This is a genomic window from Sphingomonas sp. ABOLH (genome assembly GCF_003951715.1).
In the GTDB taxonomy this organism is placed as follows: Bacteria; Pseudomonadota; Alphaproteobacteria; order Sphingomonadales; family Sphingomonadaceae; genus Sphingomonas; species Sphingomonas hankookensis_A.
Genome location: NZ_QQWV01000008.1, coordinates 74,368 through 88,140, shown reverse-complemented (window position 1 = coordinate 88,140; position 13,773 = coordinate 74,368). Strand labels below are relative to the sequence as shown.

Genomic DNA, 13,773 nt, shown 5'->3' with positions numbered 1-13,773 from the left:
ATCAATCGACGGCGAACAGCGCGTCGACCACCAGACGTTCGTCATTCCATTCGGGTACGGCATGAGGCTGCATCGGCACCATGAACCGCTTGCCGCCGGGCCGTTCGATCTCGATCACGTCGCCCGCGCCGAAATCGTCGATGGCGACCACCTGCCCCAGCGTCTCGCCCGTACTGGACACGACGGCCAGGCCGAGCAGATCGGCGTGATAATATTCACCTTCGCCCAGCGGCGGCAGCTGGTCACGGCCGATCCACAATTCGGTCCCGCGCATCGCCTCCGCCTTGTTGCGGTCGGCGATTTCGCGGAACCTGCCGATCACGCCGTTGGTCGCGGGGCGCACCGAGACCAGGGTCAGCGCGCCACCGTTCAGCGTCGCATAGGCCGACAGGTCGTCGGTGAACAGCTTCAGCCGCACCTCGCCATGCAGCCCATGCGCCCCGGCGATCGCCGCCAGCACGACGCGACTGCGGTCGACCGCGACGTCAGGCGTCGGGCGAGCCTTCGCCGCCGTCGGGGGTGTCGTCGCGGCCTTCGGCGGGTTCTTCCGCCGATTGGCCGACATTGGTGGCGTCTTCGTCATGGGGGCGCTGTTCTTGCGGGTCGATCATGCGTCATGCTCCTGGTCGGGATGACCCGCAACGCATGACGCAGATCAAAGGATGCCGGCGCGCCCAAAAAGACGCGCCTGCACAACCCCTTACGCTTCGGCGGTTTCGGCCGGGGCGTTGGCGGCTTCCTCAGCGGCCTTCGCCTTTTCCGCACGCTCCTCGGCGCGTTCGACGGCCTTTTCGCCCGGCTTGCCCTTGTTCGGGTTGTTGCGGGCAGCGCGTTCCTTCACACCGGCCTTGTCGAGGAAGCGGGCGACACGGTCGGTCGGCTGCGCGCCGACGCCCAGCCAGTGGGTCGCACGCTCGGCGTCGAGCACGACGCGCTTCTCGTCTTCCTTGCCCAGCAGCGGGTTGTAGGTGCCGATCTTCTCAATGAAGCGGCCATCGCGCGGGCTGCGCGCATCGGCGACGACGATGCGGTAGTAGGGACGCTTCTTCGAGCCACCACGCGACAGACGGATGCTGAGTGCCATTATTCTTCTTCCTTCGTTGGTCTGTGTAAGCCGGAGCCTTGCCGGCGGTTACTTCTTCTTGATCAGGTTTTCGAAGCCGGGGGGTAGCTGCGGCATCCCCTTGCCACCGGTGAGACCGGGCAGGCCGGGCATTTCGCCCCCCGCCTTGCTCATCAGGTCGCCAAGACCGGGGCCGCCGAGCGCATTGCCGAGGCCGCCCATGCCGCCCTTGCCCAGCATCGCCATCATGCCCTTGATGCCGCCCATCTTCTTGAGCTTCTTCATCGCGGTCTGCATTTCCTGATGCATCTTCAACAGCTTGTTGATGTCCTGCACCGTCGTGCCCGATCCCTTGGCAATGCGGATCTTGCGCTTGGCGTTGATCAGTTCGGGCTTGGCGCGTTCCTTGGCGGTCATCGACGTGATCATCGCGTCCATGCGCAGCAGGATCTTCTCATCGACCGCGCCCGACGCCATCGCCGCCTGCGCCTTCTTCATGCCCGGGATCATGCCGGCCAGCGCACCCAGGCCGCCCATGCGCCGCATCTGCGCCAGCTGCCCGCGCAGGTCGTTCATGTCGAACTGACCCTTGGCCAGGCGACCCGCCATGCGCTCCGCGTCTTCGGCCTCGATCGACTGTGCGGCCTTTTCGACCAGCGACACGACGTCGCCCATGCCGAGGATACGGCCGGCAACGCGCTTCGGGTGGAACGGCTCGATCGCGTCCAGCTTTTCGCCGGTGCCCGCGAACTTGATCGGCTTGCCGGTGACGGCGCGCATCGACAATGCGGCACCGCCGCGCGCATCGCCGTCCATGCGGGTCAGGATGACACCGGTCAGCGGCACCTGTTCGGAGAAGTTCTGCGCAACGTTGACCGCGTCCTGCCCGGTCAGCGAGTCGACGACCAGCAGCGTCTCGTTCGGCTTGGCGATGTCCGAGACGGCCTTCATCTCGTCCATCAGCGCCTGATCGACGTGCAGACGACCGGCGGTGTCGAGCATGACCACGTCATAGCCCTGCAGCTTCGCCGATTGCAGCGCGCGCCGGGCGATGTCGACCGGCTGCTGCCCCGCCACGATCGGCAGGGTCGCGACCTCGACCTGCGTGCCGAGCACCGCGAGCTGTTCCTGCGCCGCCGGGCGATTGACGTCCAGCGACGCCATCATCACCTTCTTGCCCTCGCGCTTGGCGAGCAGCTTGGCGAGCTTGGCGGTGGTCGTGGTCTTGCCCGAGCCCTGAAGCCCGACCAGCATGATGACGGCGGGCGGCGTGACCGCGACGTCCAGCTCGGCCGTATCCGGTCCCAGCATGTCGACCAGCGCGTCATGGACGATCTTGACGACCTGCTGTCCCGGCGTGATCGAACGCAGGACATTCTGGCCAACGGCGGCCTCGGTCGCCTTTTCGACGAATTCGCGCGCGACGGGCAGCGCGACGTCGGCTTCCAGCAGCGCCACGCGGACTTCGCGCATCGCCGTCCGGACATCGGCCTCGGTCAGCGCGCCGCGACCGCGCAGACGATCGAACACCCCTCCCAGCCGGTCACTCAGACTTTCGAACACGCGCGCACTCCAGTTGCGAAACCCTATGAAAAACACTCAAGCAAAACACGCCGGCGGACGAAACCTCGTCGGCCGGCGTCGCCCTTGGGCGGCATTGCTGAACGATTCCCAACGGAAACGATGCGGCGCCTCTAGCGCATCGCGCCGTCCCGCGCAAGTCGCGACGACCGGAGCCCGGGTGACGACAGGACGAACACGGCCTTTAACACCTTCTATACCGATGTGCGCCGATAACGGCCGCGTATGGAATGGGATCGGCAACGCGGAACAGAGGGCACGGCCCCAGCGGAAGCGCCGCAGCGGGGGAACCGCTGGACGCTGCCGATCTATATCGCGGGCATCGTGCTGTTCGCCGGGCTGGCCATCGCGGTCATCAGCGGCTTCCTCGATCACCGCTATTTCGGTGGCGCCCCGGTCGAGCGGCACCTGTTCCTGGCGCTGATCGCCAACGCCGTCCTCGTCTTCTTCTGCTGGTTGCGCCATCGCGCCGCCGCGATCGAGATGCATGGCCGTTCGGCGGCGGAGGAACGCGCCCGGATGCTGGCGTCGCGCGATCCGCTCACCGGATTCCTCAACCGCCGTTCGCTCAGCGAAGCCGGCGCGGCGCTGCTGCGCGCGGCGACCCGGCGGGATCAGGCGGTAGCGCTGATGATCGTCGACCTCGACCATTTCAAGATGGTCAACGACATGCACGGCCATGAAGCGGGCGACGCCGTCCTGCGTGCCGCCGCCCACGCCATCGCCGATGTCATGCCGTCCGCCGCACTCACCGCGCGATTCGGCGGCGACGCCTTTGCCTGTGCCTTTGTGTTCGACGCCCGCGACCCGTCGACGGTCGATCATGTCGCATCGCGCGTGATCGCCGCGCTGTCGCAGCCGATCGAGGTCGACGATCGGCGCATCCACCTGACCAGCTCGATCGGCGTCGCGCGGTCCGACTTCGACGGGGCGGGCATCGACACGCTGCTGCGGTCGGCCGACATCGCGATGTATTGCGCCAAGAAGTCCGGACGCGGCGGCGTCACCTGGTTCAATCGCGCGATGGAACACGCGCTGATCGACCGCAACGATATCGAGAACGGCCTGCGCCAGGCCATCCCCGCCGGGCAGATCGTTCCCTATTTCGAACCGCAGATCGACCTTGCCACCGGCCGGCTGTGCGGGTTCGAGGTATTGGCGCGCTGGGTCCATCCGACGCAGGGGATTATCCCGCCCGACCGTTTCATCCCGGTCGCCGAGGATTCGGGCCTGATCGCCGAATTGTCGCTGGCGATCATGCGACAGGCGTTCGCCGCCGCGCGCGACTGGGACCCGACCTTGTCGTTGTCCGTCAACATCTCGCCATATCAGCTGCGCGATGCGTGGCTGGCGCAGAAGATCATCAAGGCGACGGTCGAGGGCGGCTTTGCCGCCAACCGGCTGGAAATCGAGGTCACCGAAAGCGCGCTGTTCGACAATCTGGCCTTGGCCCAGTCGATCGTCGGTTCGTTGAAGAATCAGGGCGTCCGCCTCGCGCTGGACGATTTCGGCACCGGCTATTCATCGCTGGCGCACCTCCGCGCGCTGCCGTTCGACCGGATCAAGATCGACAAGAGCTTCGTCCTGTCGATGCTCGACAATGCCGATTCGGCGGCGATCGTGAATGCGATCATCGGCCTTGGCGCCAATCTCAACCTGCCGGTCACCGCAGAAGGGGTTGAAACCGACACCATCGCCGAACGACTGGCGGCGCTGGGATGTGCGAAGGCGCAGGGCTGGAATTATGGCAAGCCGCTGTCGATCGCCGATACGCGGCGAATGCTTGCCGCGCGCGGGCTGCTCCATGCCGGCACGACCGAACCCGATCTGCCCGATCTCACCACCCGGCGTCAGGTCGGCTGAGATAGGCCGCCTCGGCCTCGGTCGACACCCGGCCGAGCGCCGCGTTGCGCGAGGGGTAACGGCCATAGCGTGCCAGCACCTCGGCATGGTCGCGCGCGAATTTCAGGTTCACCGGATTGCCCAGCGCTTCGAAACAATGGAGCGAGAAGCGCGCCACCCCCGCATCCTCGCTATGCATGAGCGGCATATAGAGGAACGCCCGGCGCTCCGGGGGCAGTTCCCGGTCATAACCCCGCGCGATCCCGATCAGCGCAAGCTCCAGCGCCAGCGGATCGGCCGCGAATGCCGCCGCCTGTCCCCGGAACAGGTTGCGCGAAAACTGGTCGAGCACGATCACCGCCGCGAACAGGCTGTCGCGGTCGTCGCGCCATCCCGCCGCCTCGGTCGTCAGCAAGCGCCGTTGCAACGCGCCGAAACGGTCCGCGATCATGGCGTCGAGCGCATCGTCCTTCGCGAAGTGCCGCTCCGGACCAACTTCTCTGAACCAGAAGTCGAGCACTTCGCGCGCCTGTCCGTGGACTTCCCCTGCCGCTGTCCCTAGATCGTCGCCCATGCCATCCTCCTGTGGTCCCGCCATCATAACGCTCGGCTGCCGGCTGAACATCGCGGAAAGCGATGCGATCCGCGGGCTGGTCGGCGCGCGCGACGTGGTGGTGATCAACAGCTGCGCCGTGACCAACGACGCGGTCGCCGCGACCCGCAGGGCGATCCGCAAGGCCCGACGCGACCGACCGAACAGCGAACTGGTTGTCACCGGCTGCGCGGCACAGATCGACCCGGCGAGCTTCGCGGCGATGCCCGAAGTCACGCGCGTGATCGGCAATTCGGACAAGCTGAACCCCGTCGCATGGGGGTCGAGCGAACCGGTCATCGTCCGCACCATCGACCGCGTGCTCGACACCGCACCGCAGCTCGCCGGCGGGTTCGAAGGGCAGACGCGTGCCTTTGTCGAGGTGCAGAATGGCTGCGACCATGCCTGCACCTTCTGCGCGATTCCCGCCGGGCGCGGCCCATCACGGTCGGCGACGATCGACGGCATCGTGGCGCAGGTCGAAGGAATGGTCGCAGCAGGCCATGCCGAAATCGTGCTGACCGGCGTCGACCTGTCGAGCTATGGCCACGACCTGCCCGACACGCCCAAGCTCGGCGATCTCGTAGAAGCGATCATTGCGCGCACCTCGCTGCGGCGGTTGCGCCTGTCCTCGCTCGATCCCGCAGCAATTGACGACAAGCTGCTGGAATTGCTGACGTCGGAACCGCGCGTGATGCCGCACGTGCATCTGTCGTTTCAGGCGGGCGACGACATGGTGCTGAAGCGAATGCGCCGCCGCCACAGCCGCGCCGACGCCGTCCGGCTGGTCGAGCGCCTGAAAGGCGCACGCCCGGAAATCGCCATCGGCGCCGACCTGATCGCCGGGTTTCCGACCGAGGACGACGCGATGGCGGCGAATACGCTGGCGCTGATCGACGATTGCGCCATCGTCCACGCCCATGTCTTTCCCTACAGCCCACGCGCGCGCACGCCCGCCGCACGGATGCCGCAGGTGCCGCCGCCCATCGCCAAGGCGCGTGCGCAGGCGTTGCGCGATGCCGCCGCCCGCCGGCACCATGACTGGCTGTCCGCACAGATCGGCACCATCACCGACATTCTGGTCGAACGACCCGGCACGCGCGGGCACAGCCCCGGCTTTGCCGACGTACGGCTTCCCCCCTGCCCGCCCGGTCGCATCGTCACCGCGCGGCTCACTCAACTCGAAGGCGATCAGTTGATCGGCATGCCCCTATGAGCCTTTCGTGGCACGAACGCCTGCTCGGCGGCCTGAAAAAGACCTCCGACCGCCTGACCGGCAATCTGGTCGGCCTGTCCGCCGCGCGCCTGGACGAATCGACGCTCGACGAGATCGAGGAGGCGCTGATCGCCTCCGACCTCGGCCCCGCCACCGCCGCCCGTGTCCGCACCCGCCTCTCCGAGGGGCAGTATGAGCGCAACATGGAGGAACTCGGCATCCGGCTGGTCGTGGCGGAAGAGATCGAAAAGGTCCTGACCCCGGTCGCCAAACCGCTGGAGATCGAGGCGTTTCCGCGGCCGCAGGTGATCCTGGTCATCGGCGTCAACGGCTCGGGCAAGACGACTACCATCGCCAAGCTCGCCAAGACCTTGGTCGAACAGGATTATGGCGTGATGCTGGCGGCGGGCGACACCTTCCGCGCCGCCGCCATCGGCCAGCTCAAGACCTGGGCCGAACGCATTGGCGTGCCGATCGTCAGCGGGGCCGAAGGTGGCGACGCGGCCGGAATCGTCTATGAAGCGGTCAAGCAGGCCACCGCCACCGGCATCGACGTGCTGATCGTCGACACCGCCGGGCGGTTGCAAAACAAGCGCGAGCTGATGGACGAACTGGCCAAGGTCCGCCGCGTCCTCGGCCGCCTGAACCCGGCGGCACCGCATGACGTCGTCCTCGTCCTCGACGCGACGACGGGGCAGAACGCGCTCAACCAGATCGAGGTGTTCAAGGAAACCGCCGGTGTCACCGGGCTCGTCATGACCAAGCTCGACGGCACCGCGCGCGGCGGCGTTCTCGTCGCGGCGGCGGAGAAGTTCGGGCTGCCGATCCATGCGATCGGCGTCGGCGAAACCGCCGACGATCTGCGTGGGTTCGATGCCCATGAAGTCTCGCGCATCATCGCGGGTGTGGAGCGGGTGCGCAAATGACGACCGAACCCAAGGCGCCGGTATCGCCGCTGTTCCGCATGGCGCTCGATTATGGCCCGTTGCTGGTCTTCTTCGTCGCGAACCTGCTGGCGGGCAAGATCGGCCTGCCCGACATGGTCGATTCGCTGGCGCAGGTCATCATCGCCAGCACCGCCTTCATGATCGCGAGCGTCGCGGCGATCATCGTATCGAAATGGAAGACCGGCCATGTCTCGCCGATGCTGTGGCTGTCGGCCGGCCTCGTCGTCGTGTTCGGTGCGCTCACCCTCTATTTCCGCGACGATACCTTCATCAAGATGAAGCCGACCATCGTCTATGCGATGTTCTCCGCGATCCTGACCTTCGGGCTCGTCACCGGGCGGCCCCTCCTCCAACAGCTGCTGGAAACCGCCTATCCGGGGTTGAGTGCGGCGGGCTGGCGCAAGCTGACGCTCAACTGGGCGATCTTCTTCGCGTTCATGGCGGTGCTGAACGAGGTCGTCTGGCGCCATTCGAGCTGGGATTTCTGGGTCGGGTTCAAGCTGTGGGGCGCGGTGCCGCTGACGCTGATCTTCGCCGCGGCGAATATCCCGATGCTGTTGCGCAACGGGTTGCAGATGGAAAAGGACGCCCCGCTGCCCCCGGCGGACTGACAGGATAGCAGGGTCCCCGTTCGACGCCTTCGTCATCCCGGCGAAGGCCGGGATCCATTGTGTCGGGTGTTCGCGGCTCTTTCGAACCGGTCGATGTCCGTGGATTCCGGCCTTCGCCGGAATGACGGGTGGTTGAGGTCCGCGAACGAAAAAAGGGGCCGTCCTCGCGGACAGCCCCCTCTCCCAACCCTCTCCCCTTCCGGTAGAGGGCTACAAGTTACTTCACCGCAGCATCATAACGCTCACCGACCTTGTCCCAGTCGACCACATCCCACCACGCCTTCAGATAGGCCGGACGCGCATTGCGGTACGTGATATAGTACGCGTGCTCCCACACGTCGTTGCCCAGGATCGGCGTGCCCTTCACCGGCGCTACGTCCATCAGCGGATTGTCCTGGTTCGGCGTAGAGGTGATGGCGAGCTTGCCGTCCTGCCCGACGATCAACCACGCCCAGCCCGAGCCGAACTGGTTCGCGCCCGCCGTGTTGAACTGCTCCTTCAGCTGATCGAGACCACCGAACTGCTGGTCGATCGCGTCCTTCAGCGCGCCCGACGGCTGCGACCCGCCGCCCTTCATCGTTTCCCAGAAGAAGGTGTGGTTCCAATAGCCACCGCCATTGTTGCGCAGCTTGGCCGGCGCGCCCGACATGTTCGCCATCAGCTCCTCGATCGACTTGCCCTCGAGGCTCGGATCCTCCGACACCGCTTCGTTGAGCTTGTCGGTATAGGCCTGATGATGCTTGTCATGGTGCAGCGTCATCGTTTCCTTGTCGATCGTCGGCTCCAGCGCGTCATAGGCATAGGGCAGCGGCGGAAGTTCGAAAGCCATGGGGGTTCCTCCTTGGGCATGTAAGCTCTGGTCGACCGAACGAAGGTCGGCGCGCTTGGCTCCGGTCGTTACGTTCGAGGAACATCTAGGCGTTGGGGGAGCCGGTGCAAGGCCGCTCAGCCCCCCTGCCCCAATAAACCATGCCGTTTCAGCGCGTGGCGCAGCTGGTCGTAGGTCAGCCCCAGCGCATCGGCACAGGTCCGCTGATTATAGCGCGCCTCGGCCATCGCCCGGGTCAGCAGCTGGCGTTCGAACCGGTTCACCCGCGTCTTGAAATCGTCGCACGGATCGTCCGGCGCGGCAGGCTCGGGTGCGTCACCCGTAATGGGCGCCGCCGCCGGTATAGGCGCGGCACCGGCGGTACGTGGCCGGAAGGGTGAGGCGAACGGATCGATCTCCACCAGATCGATCGGCCCCGGCCGTTCCCAGCGATAGACCGAGCGTTCGACCGCGTTGCGCAGTTCGCGGACATTGCCCGGCCAGCGATGCTCCATCAGCTGATCGACCGCGTTGGGGCCGAAGCCCGGCCATTCGTCGCGCCCGATCTCCGCCGCCATGCGCCGCCCGAAAAAGTCGGCCAGCACCATGATGTCGCCCGGCCGCGCGCGTAAGGGGGGCAGCGTCACCACCTCGAAGCTCAACCGGTCGAGCAAATCGGCGCGGAACGTGCCGCGCTCCACCCGGTCGGGTAGGTGCTCGTTGGTCGCGGCGACGATGCGGACATCGACCCGGATCGGGCGCGACGACCCGATGCGCGTCACCTCGCCATATTCGACCGCGCGCAGCAGCCGTTCCTGCGCACCCATCGACAGCGTGCCGAGTTCGTCGAGGAACAGCGTGCCGCCGTCGGCCTCCTCGAACCGCCCGGCGCGCGCCTTGGTCGCGCCGGTGAACGCGCCCGATTCATGGCCGAACAGTTCCGCCTCGATCAGCGTCTCGGGCAGCGCGGCGCAGTTCATCACCACCAAAGGCTGATCCCAACGCCCCGACAGGCGGTGGAGCCGTTCGGCGACCAGTTCCTTGCCGGTCCCCCGCTCCCCGATCACCAGCACCGGACGGTCGAGCGCGGCGGCCCGGCTGGCCCGTTCGAGGGCATCGAGAAAGGGGCCGGATTGGCCGACGACCTGGCTTGCGCGTTCCATCGCCGATGTGTGGCGTATTTTCCCAAACATTCGCAAGCGTCAAATTCATCGACCGGGCGGCCACGCGAAAAGTGACGCAAAACCGTCATTTTCGAAATTGGCACGCCTCCTGCAATGTATTGTGCAAGCCCGGCACAGGGCGCACAAAACAGCTTCAGGGAGTTCCACCATGATCCGCATCAACAAGAACGTGACCGCCCGCCAGTCGATCCTCAGCCTGATGGGCGCGGTCGCGGTCTGCTTCTTTGCCTTTGGCGTCACGACCGCAACCGGTCCGACCGCCGCAACCGTTGCCGCCGCGCCGATGGCGTAAGGCGGCGGGCCGGGGCGGTTCCGCCCCGTTCCACCCCGGCCACCCAGTATCTGTCAGGAGTAACCGATGGGCATTTTCTCCCGCACCCGCGACATCATCGCCGCCAACGTCACCGACCTGCTCGACAAGGCGGAAGACCCCGCGAAGATGATCCGCATGATCATCCTCGAAATGGAGGAAACCCTGGTCGAGGTCCGCGCCTCCGCCGCGCGCACCATCGCCGACCAGAAGGAAATGCGTCGCCACATCACCAAGCTGGAAAAGCTGCAGGACAGCTGGACCGAAAAGGCGGAGCTGGCGCTGAGCAAGGACCGCGAAGACTTGGCGAAGGCCGCGCTGGTCGAACGGCAGAAGGCGGTCGACATGATCGAACAGCTCAATGCCGAGATCGTCGTGCTCGACGATGCGCTGCGCGCGTCGGAAGCCGACATCGCCAAGCTGCAGAACAAGCTGCGCGAGGCGCGGACGCGGCAGAACGCCATCCAGACCCGGATGGAAAGCGCCAACAACCGCACCAAGCTGCGGGAGATGTATGCAGGGTCCAAGACCGCCGAAGCCTTCAGCCGCTTCGACGTGCTGGAACGCCGTGCCGACCTTGCCGAAGGTCGCGCCGAAGCGGCCGGCATGGGCCAGGGTGGCAAGAGCCTGGAGGACGAGATCGCCGAGCTGCGCCAGTCCGACAAGATCGACGCCGAACTGGCCGCGCTGAAGGCCCGCCTCAACCGGGAGGGCTGATCGCATGGGCGATTTCCTGACGGCGGCGGTCGCGATCAGCGTCCTCTTCATCGGTCTGCCGTGGCTGATCCTTCACTATATCACCAAGTGGAAACAGTCGCCGACGCTGACCAACGAGGACGAGCGACTGCTCGACGACATGCACGTCACTGCCCGCCGGCTCGAAGAGCGGCTCCAGACGATCGAGCGGATCATCGCCGCCGACAATCCGGACTTCCGCCCTTCGATGCCGCGCCGGGAATATCCGGAAAGCGATTTCCGCAACAACGATTACGCACGGAGGGACTGATGTCCGGCGCACGCACCAAATTCTATGTCGACAAGGCGAATGGCAAGATGTCGGGCGTGTGCGCCGGCATCGCCGACTATACCGGTGTCGAGGTCATGTGGATCCGCATCGGCACGGTGTTGCTGACGCTGGCCGGTGGCTTTCCCTGGACGGTGATCGCCTACTTCATGATCGCCTGGATGGCGCAGAAGAAGCCGGTCGGCCTGTACGAAAGCTATGAGGACGAGAAATTCTGGCAGGGCGTCCGGTCGAACCCGACCCGCTCGGCATCGGAAATGCGCTCGACCTTCCGCGATATCGACCGTCGCCTTGCCGACATCGAAATGTACTATACCAGCCGCAACACCCGTCTGGCGGACGAGATCGACAGCCTGCGCTGATCGGGTCCCCGCCTGAGCGGACGAAAGGGAGAGAGACGATGAGTTGGGGTGGACCGGGGTTCGTGCTGGCCCTGATCGCGATGAGCATGATCGGCTGGGTCGTGACGACCGCCATTCGCGCCAAGCACGGCTATCCGCTGAACGACGATTGGGGCGGCCCCGCCGCCCGCCGCGACGAGGTGGAACCCAGCCGGCAGGCCCGGCTGATGGCCGAGGAGAACGAACGTCTCGCAGCAAAGGTCGGCCGGCTGGAGGAGCGCATCGCCGTCCTCGAACGCATCGCCACCGATCCTGCCACCCGCACCGCCCGCGAAATCGACGCGCTGCGCTGAACCGTACGGAGTTCCAGTCATGATGAGCTATGTCGACAATGCCACGCCGGAAAAGGTCGCGATGATGCAGATGATCTTTCCCTTCATCGGAACGATCGTCGCCATCTCCGTCGCCGGATGGGTCGTCACCACATGGCTGCGGATCAAGCACGGCTATCCATTGCAGGGCGGCTGGGGCCAGAGCGTCTATCCCAAGCGCGACGACGAGACCGTCGAACGCGTGAAGCTGCTCAGCCAGGAAAACGCCCAGCTCAAGGCCGAGCTGGGATCGATCAAGGACCGGCTCGCCAATGTCGAGCGGATCGTGACCGACGGCGCCCACAGCCTCGACCGCGAAATCGAAGAGCTGCGCAGCCGCGCGAACTGAAAGGACCGGCCATGAGCCCCTTCATCATCCCCATGCTCGCCCTGATGATCCCGATCGTCGCGATCCTCAGCAAGCTAGTGTTCCAACCCTGGCTGGAACTGAAGGAACGCGAACTGCAGGTTCGCGGCACCGAAACCGCCGAAAAGGCCGCGCAATACGCCGCACAGACCGAACGGCTGGAACAGCGGGTCCGCGTCCTCGAACGCATCATCACCGACCGCGGCGTCGACCTCTCCGACGAGATCGAACGGCTCCGCGACAAACCGCTCAACTGACAAACCCGAATGAACAGGGCAGTCCGATGAACCTCACCCTTACCCTCGCACTCGCCATCACCACCCTCGCCGCCGTCGCGATCGTGGCGGTCACGACGCTCGCCGGCTGGCGCGGCTGGCTGGCGCTTCAGCAACAGCGCCTGGGCGACAAGCCGATGGCCCAGCCGACGCCGAACGCCGGCACCCGGATCGAGATCGCCGACCTGAAGGAGCGCATCCGCAAGCTCGAAGCGATCGCCGCCGGGGTGGAACTGTAGGACCAAATGCCTATAGCGGCGTCATGCAGAGCATCGACGACATCCGCGAAGAATATGACTTTCTCGACGGCGACGACCGTTACCGGCTCCTGATCGATCTGGGCCGCCAGCTGGAGCCGATGCCCGATCCCCTCAAGACCGATGCGACCCTCGTCCGCGGCTGTTCGGCATCGGTCTGGGTCTATCCCCAGCCGCAGGGGGACGGCACGCTCCATTTCCTCGCCGACAGCAACGCTGCGATCACCAAGGGGATCATCGCGCTGGTGCTGGCGACCGTACAGGACCGGCGGGCACAGGCGATCCTCGACACCGATATCGAAGCCGCCCTCGCCCCGTTCGACCTGCGCAACCAGCTGAGTTCGAACCGGACGCAGGGCATTCCCAACATGATCGCGCTGATCCGGGAAACGGCCGCGCGGCTGGCCGGAGCCCCCTCCGGCCAATAGCCCGACGCCCCTCGTCGGCGCGACCGGTTCGCCCGGCGGGCATCCGCACGTCGTTCCCGAAAAATTAACCAAGAACCGTATACCAATGGGCCGCATCGGCGGACGGCAGGGAACGGGGATGCGGGTAGATATCAGACTGCTGGAGCAGCAGCACGCCACCATCCGCGCGGCGATCGAGGAACTGCATGCGCTGACCGACATGCCGGCCGATCGCGGGTTACCGATGGTCGTCAAGGCCCGGCTGCGGCTGGCAAAGGCGGTCGCCGACAATGTCGCAACGGAAATCGCCCAAATCCATGCCCCGCTGAAAGCCCATCGGCTGACGCATCACATTCCCGAATATGGCGCGATCGAAGCCTGTTCGAACGAATTGCGCGGGCTCTTTTCCACCCATATCGCCCGGTGGACACTGCCTGCGATCCGACAGGACTGGGTCGGCTATGCCCGATCGATGCGCGACATTACCGGCCAGCTGGCCGACCTGATCGACCGCGAAGACCAATGGCTCTTCCCCGCCGCCGCCGCGCTTCTGGCCAGGATCGAGCCGACCGGATAG

Annotated in this window: 21 protein-coding genes; 14 read left to right on the top strand and 7 right to left on the bottom strand. The window is 65.9% G+C overall.

Annotated elements, in window-relative coordinates:
• Position 1: 1 nt before the first annotated feature.
• The 4 genes from rimM to ffh all read right to left on the bottom strand — a co-directional run bounded on the left by rimM (position 2) and on the right by ffh (position 2,626).
• Positions 2-460 (bottom strand): ribosome maturation factor RimM, encoded by a 459-nt coding sequence (gene rimM, locus CA237_RS06040; RefSeq protein WP_066689879.1) that lies wholly within the window; start codon positions 458-460, stop codon positions 2-4.
• A 25-nt stretch (positions 461-485) separates the two neighbouring features.
• Positions 486-611 (bottom strand): hypothetical protein, encoded by a 126-nt coding sequence (locus CA237_RS20125; protein ID WP_269746903.1) that lies wholly within the window; start codon positions 609-611, stop codon positions 486-488.
• Between the two features lie 89 nt (positions 612-700).
• Complete coding sequence (rpsP, locus tag CA237_RS06035) at positions 701-1,084, bottom strand: 30S ribosomal protein S16 (RefSeq protein WP_066689766.1); 384 nt, start codon at positions 1,082-1,084, stop codon at positions 701-703.
• Positions 1,085-1,132: 48 nt separating this feature from the next.
• Entirely contained in the window at positions 1,133-2,626 is a 1,494-nt protein-coding gene (gene ffh, locus CA237_RS06030) for a signal recognition particle protein (protein WP_066689765.1), read from the bottom strand.
• A 243-nt stretch (positions 2,627-2,869) separates the two neighbouring features.
• Here ffh and CA237_RS06025 point away from each other — a divergent pair, with 243 nt between their 5' ends.
• On the top strand, positions 2,870-4,507 hold the full coding sequence (locus CA237_RS06025; protein WP_066689764.1) for an EAL domain-containing protein: 1,638 nt from the start codon (positions 2,870-2,872) through the stop codon (positions 4,505-4,507).
• On the opposite strand, the gene CA237_RS06020 is transcribed toward CA237_RS06025, so the two are convergent.
• Positions 4,482-5,060, bottom strand: a complete 579-nt coding sequence (locus CA237_RS06020) for a DUF924 family protein (RefSeq protein ID WP_126013350.1) — start codon at positions 5,058-5,060, stop codon at positions 4,482-4,484. The genes CA237_RS06025 and CA237_RS06020 overlap by 26 nt on opposite strands.
• Here CA237_RS06020 and mtaB point away from each other — a divergent pair.
• From mtaB to CA237_RS06005, 3 genes are read left to right on the top strand one after another with little or no spacing between them, the layout of a single operon-like run.
• Positions 5,059-6,294: a tRNA (N(6)-L-threonylcarbamoyladenosine(37)-C(2))-methylthiotransferase MtaB gene (gene mtaB, locus CA237_RS06015; RefSeq protein WP_066689762.1), complete on the top strand. Its 1,236-nt coding sequence runs from the start codon at positions 5,059-5,061 to the stop codon at positions 6,292-6,294. The two genes, CA237_RS06020 and mtaB, sit on opposite strands and share 2 nt — an antisense overlap.
• The gene (ftsY, locus tag CA237_RS06010) at positions 6,291-7,220 is read left to right on the top strand and encodes a signal recognition particle-docking protein FtsY (RefSeq protein WP_066689761.1); all 930 of its coding nucleotides are present in this window, start codon (positions 6,291-6,293) and stop codon (positions 7,218-7,220) included. The genes mtaB and ftsY overlap by 4 nt, the downstream gene beginning before the upstream one ends.
• A complete protein-coding gene (locus CA237_RS06005; RefSeq protein WP_066689760.1) occupies positions 7,217-7,852 on the top strand; it encodes a septation protein A in 636 nt (211 codons plus the stop codon). Before ftsY ends, CA237_RS06005 begins: the two co-directional genes overlap by 4 nt.
• 217 nt (positions 7,853-8,069) lie before the next feature.
• On the opposite strand, the gene CA237_RS06000 is transcribed toward CA237_RS06005, so the two are convergent.
• Together CA237_RS06000 and pspF are read right to left on the bottom strand one after the other, a co-directional pair.
• Positions 8,070-8,681: a superoxide dismutase gene (locus CA237_RS06000; protein WP_066689042.1), complete on the bottom strand. Its 612-nt coding sequence runs from the start codon at positions 8,679-8,681 to the stop codon at positions 8,070-8,072.
• Positions 8,682-8,797: 116 nt separating this feature from the next.
• Complete coding sequence (gene pspF, locus CA237_RS05995; protein WP_066689047.1) at positions 8,798-9,823, bottom strand: phage shock protein operon transcriptional activator; 1,026 nt, start codon at positions 9,821-9,823, stop codon at positions 8,798-8,800.
• A 169-nt stretch (positions 9,824-9,992) separates the two neighbouring features.
• On the opposite strand from pspF, the gene CA237_RS19600 reads away from it, so the two are divergent.
• The 10 genes from CA237_RS19600 (at position 9,993) to CA237_RS05950 (ending at position 13,773) form a co-directional block, all read left to right on the top strand.
• A complete protein-coding gene (locus CA237_RS19600; RefSeq protein ID WP_157092689.1) occupies positions 9,993-10,136 on the top strand; it encodes a hypothetical protein in 144 nt (47 codons plus the stop codon).
• A 66-nt stretch (positions 10,137-10,202) separates the two neighbouring features.
• Positions 10,203-10,871 carry a phage shock protein PspA gene (pspA, locus tag CA237_RS05990; protein ID WP_066689049.1) on the top strand — a complete coding sequence of 223 codons (669 nt, stop codon included), beginning with the start codon at positions 10,203-10,205 and terminating at the stop codon, positions 10,869-10,871.
• A gap of 4 nt (positions 10,872-10,875) precedes the next feature.
• The gene (gene pspB / locus CA237_RS05985; RefSeq protein WP_066689054.1) at positions 10,876-11,160 is read left to right on the top strand and encodes an envelope stress response membrane protein PspB; all 285 of its coding nucleotides are present in this window, start codon (positions 10,876-10,878) and stop codon (positions 11,158-11,160) included.
• Positions 11,160-11,540, top strand: a complete 381-nt coding sequence (pspC, locus tag CA237_RS05980) for an envelope stress response membrane protein PspC (RefSeq protein ID WP_066689058.1) — start codon at positions 11,160-11,162, stop codon at positions 11,538-11,540. The genes pspB and pspC overlap by 1 nt, the downstream gene beginning before the upstream one ends.
• 38 nt (positions 11,541-11,578) lie before the next feature.
• A complete protein-coding gene (locus CA237_RS05975) occupies positions 11,579-11,872 on the top strand; it encodes a hypothetical protein (protein WP_066689060.1) in 294 nt (97 codons plus the stop codon).
• 61 nt (positions 11,873-11,933) lie between these two features.
• A complete protein-coding gene (locus CA237_RS05970) occupies positions 11,934-12,239 on the top strand; it encodes a hypothetical protein (RefSeq protein WP_066689169.1) in 306 nt (101 codons plus the stop codon).
• 11 nt (positions 12,240-12,250) lie between these two features.
• Positions 12,251-12,514, top strand: coding sequence for a hypothetical protein (locus tag CA237_RS05965; RefSeq protein WP_066689062.1), 264 nt, complete (start codon positions 12,251-12,253; stop codon positions 12,512-12,514).
• A 26-nt stretch (positions 12,515-12,540) separates the two neighbouring features.
• The gene (locus CA237_RS05960; RefSeq protein WP_066689064.1) at positions 12,541-12,771 is read left to right on the top strand and encodes a hypothetical protein; all 231 of its coding nucleotides are present in this window, start codon (positions 12,541-12,543) and stop codon (positions 12,769-12,771) included.
• 23 nt (positions 12,772-12,794) lie between these two features.
• Positions 12,795-13,217 carry a SufE family protein gene (locus CA237_RS05955; protein WP_066689070.1) on the top strand — a complete coding sequence of 141 codons (423 nt, stop codon included), beginning with the start codon at positions 12,795-12,797 and terminating at the stop codon, positions 13,215-13,217.
• A gap of 118 nt (positions 13,218-13,335) precedes the next feature.
• Positions 13,336-13,773, top strand: a complete 438-nt coding sequence (locus tag CA237_RS05950) for a hypothetical protein (protein WP_126013347.1) — start codon at positions 13,336-13,338, stop codon at positions 13,771-13,773.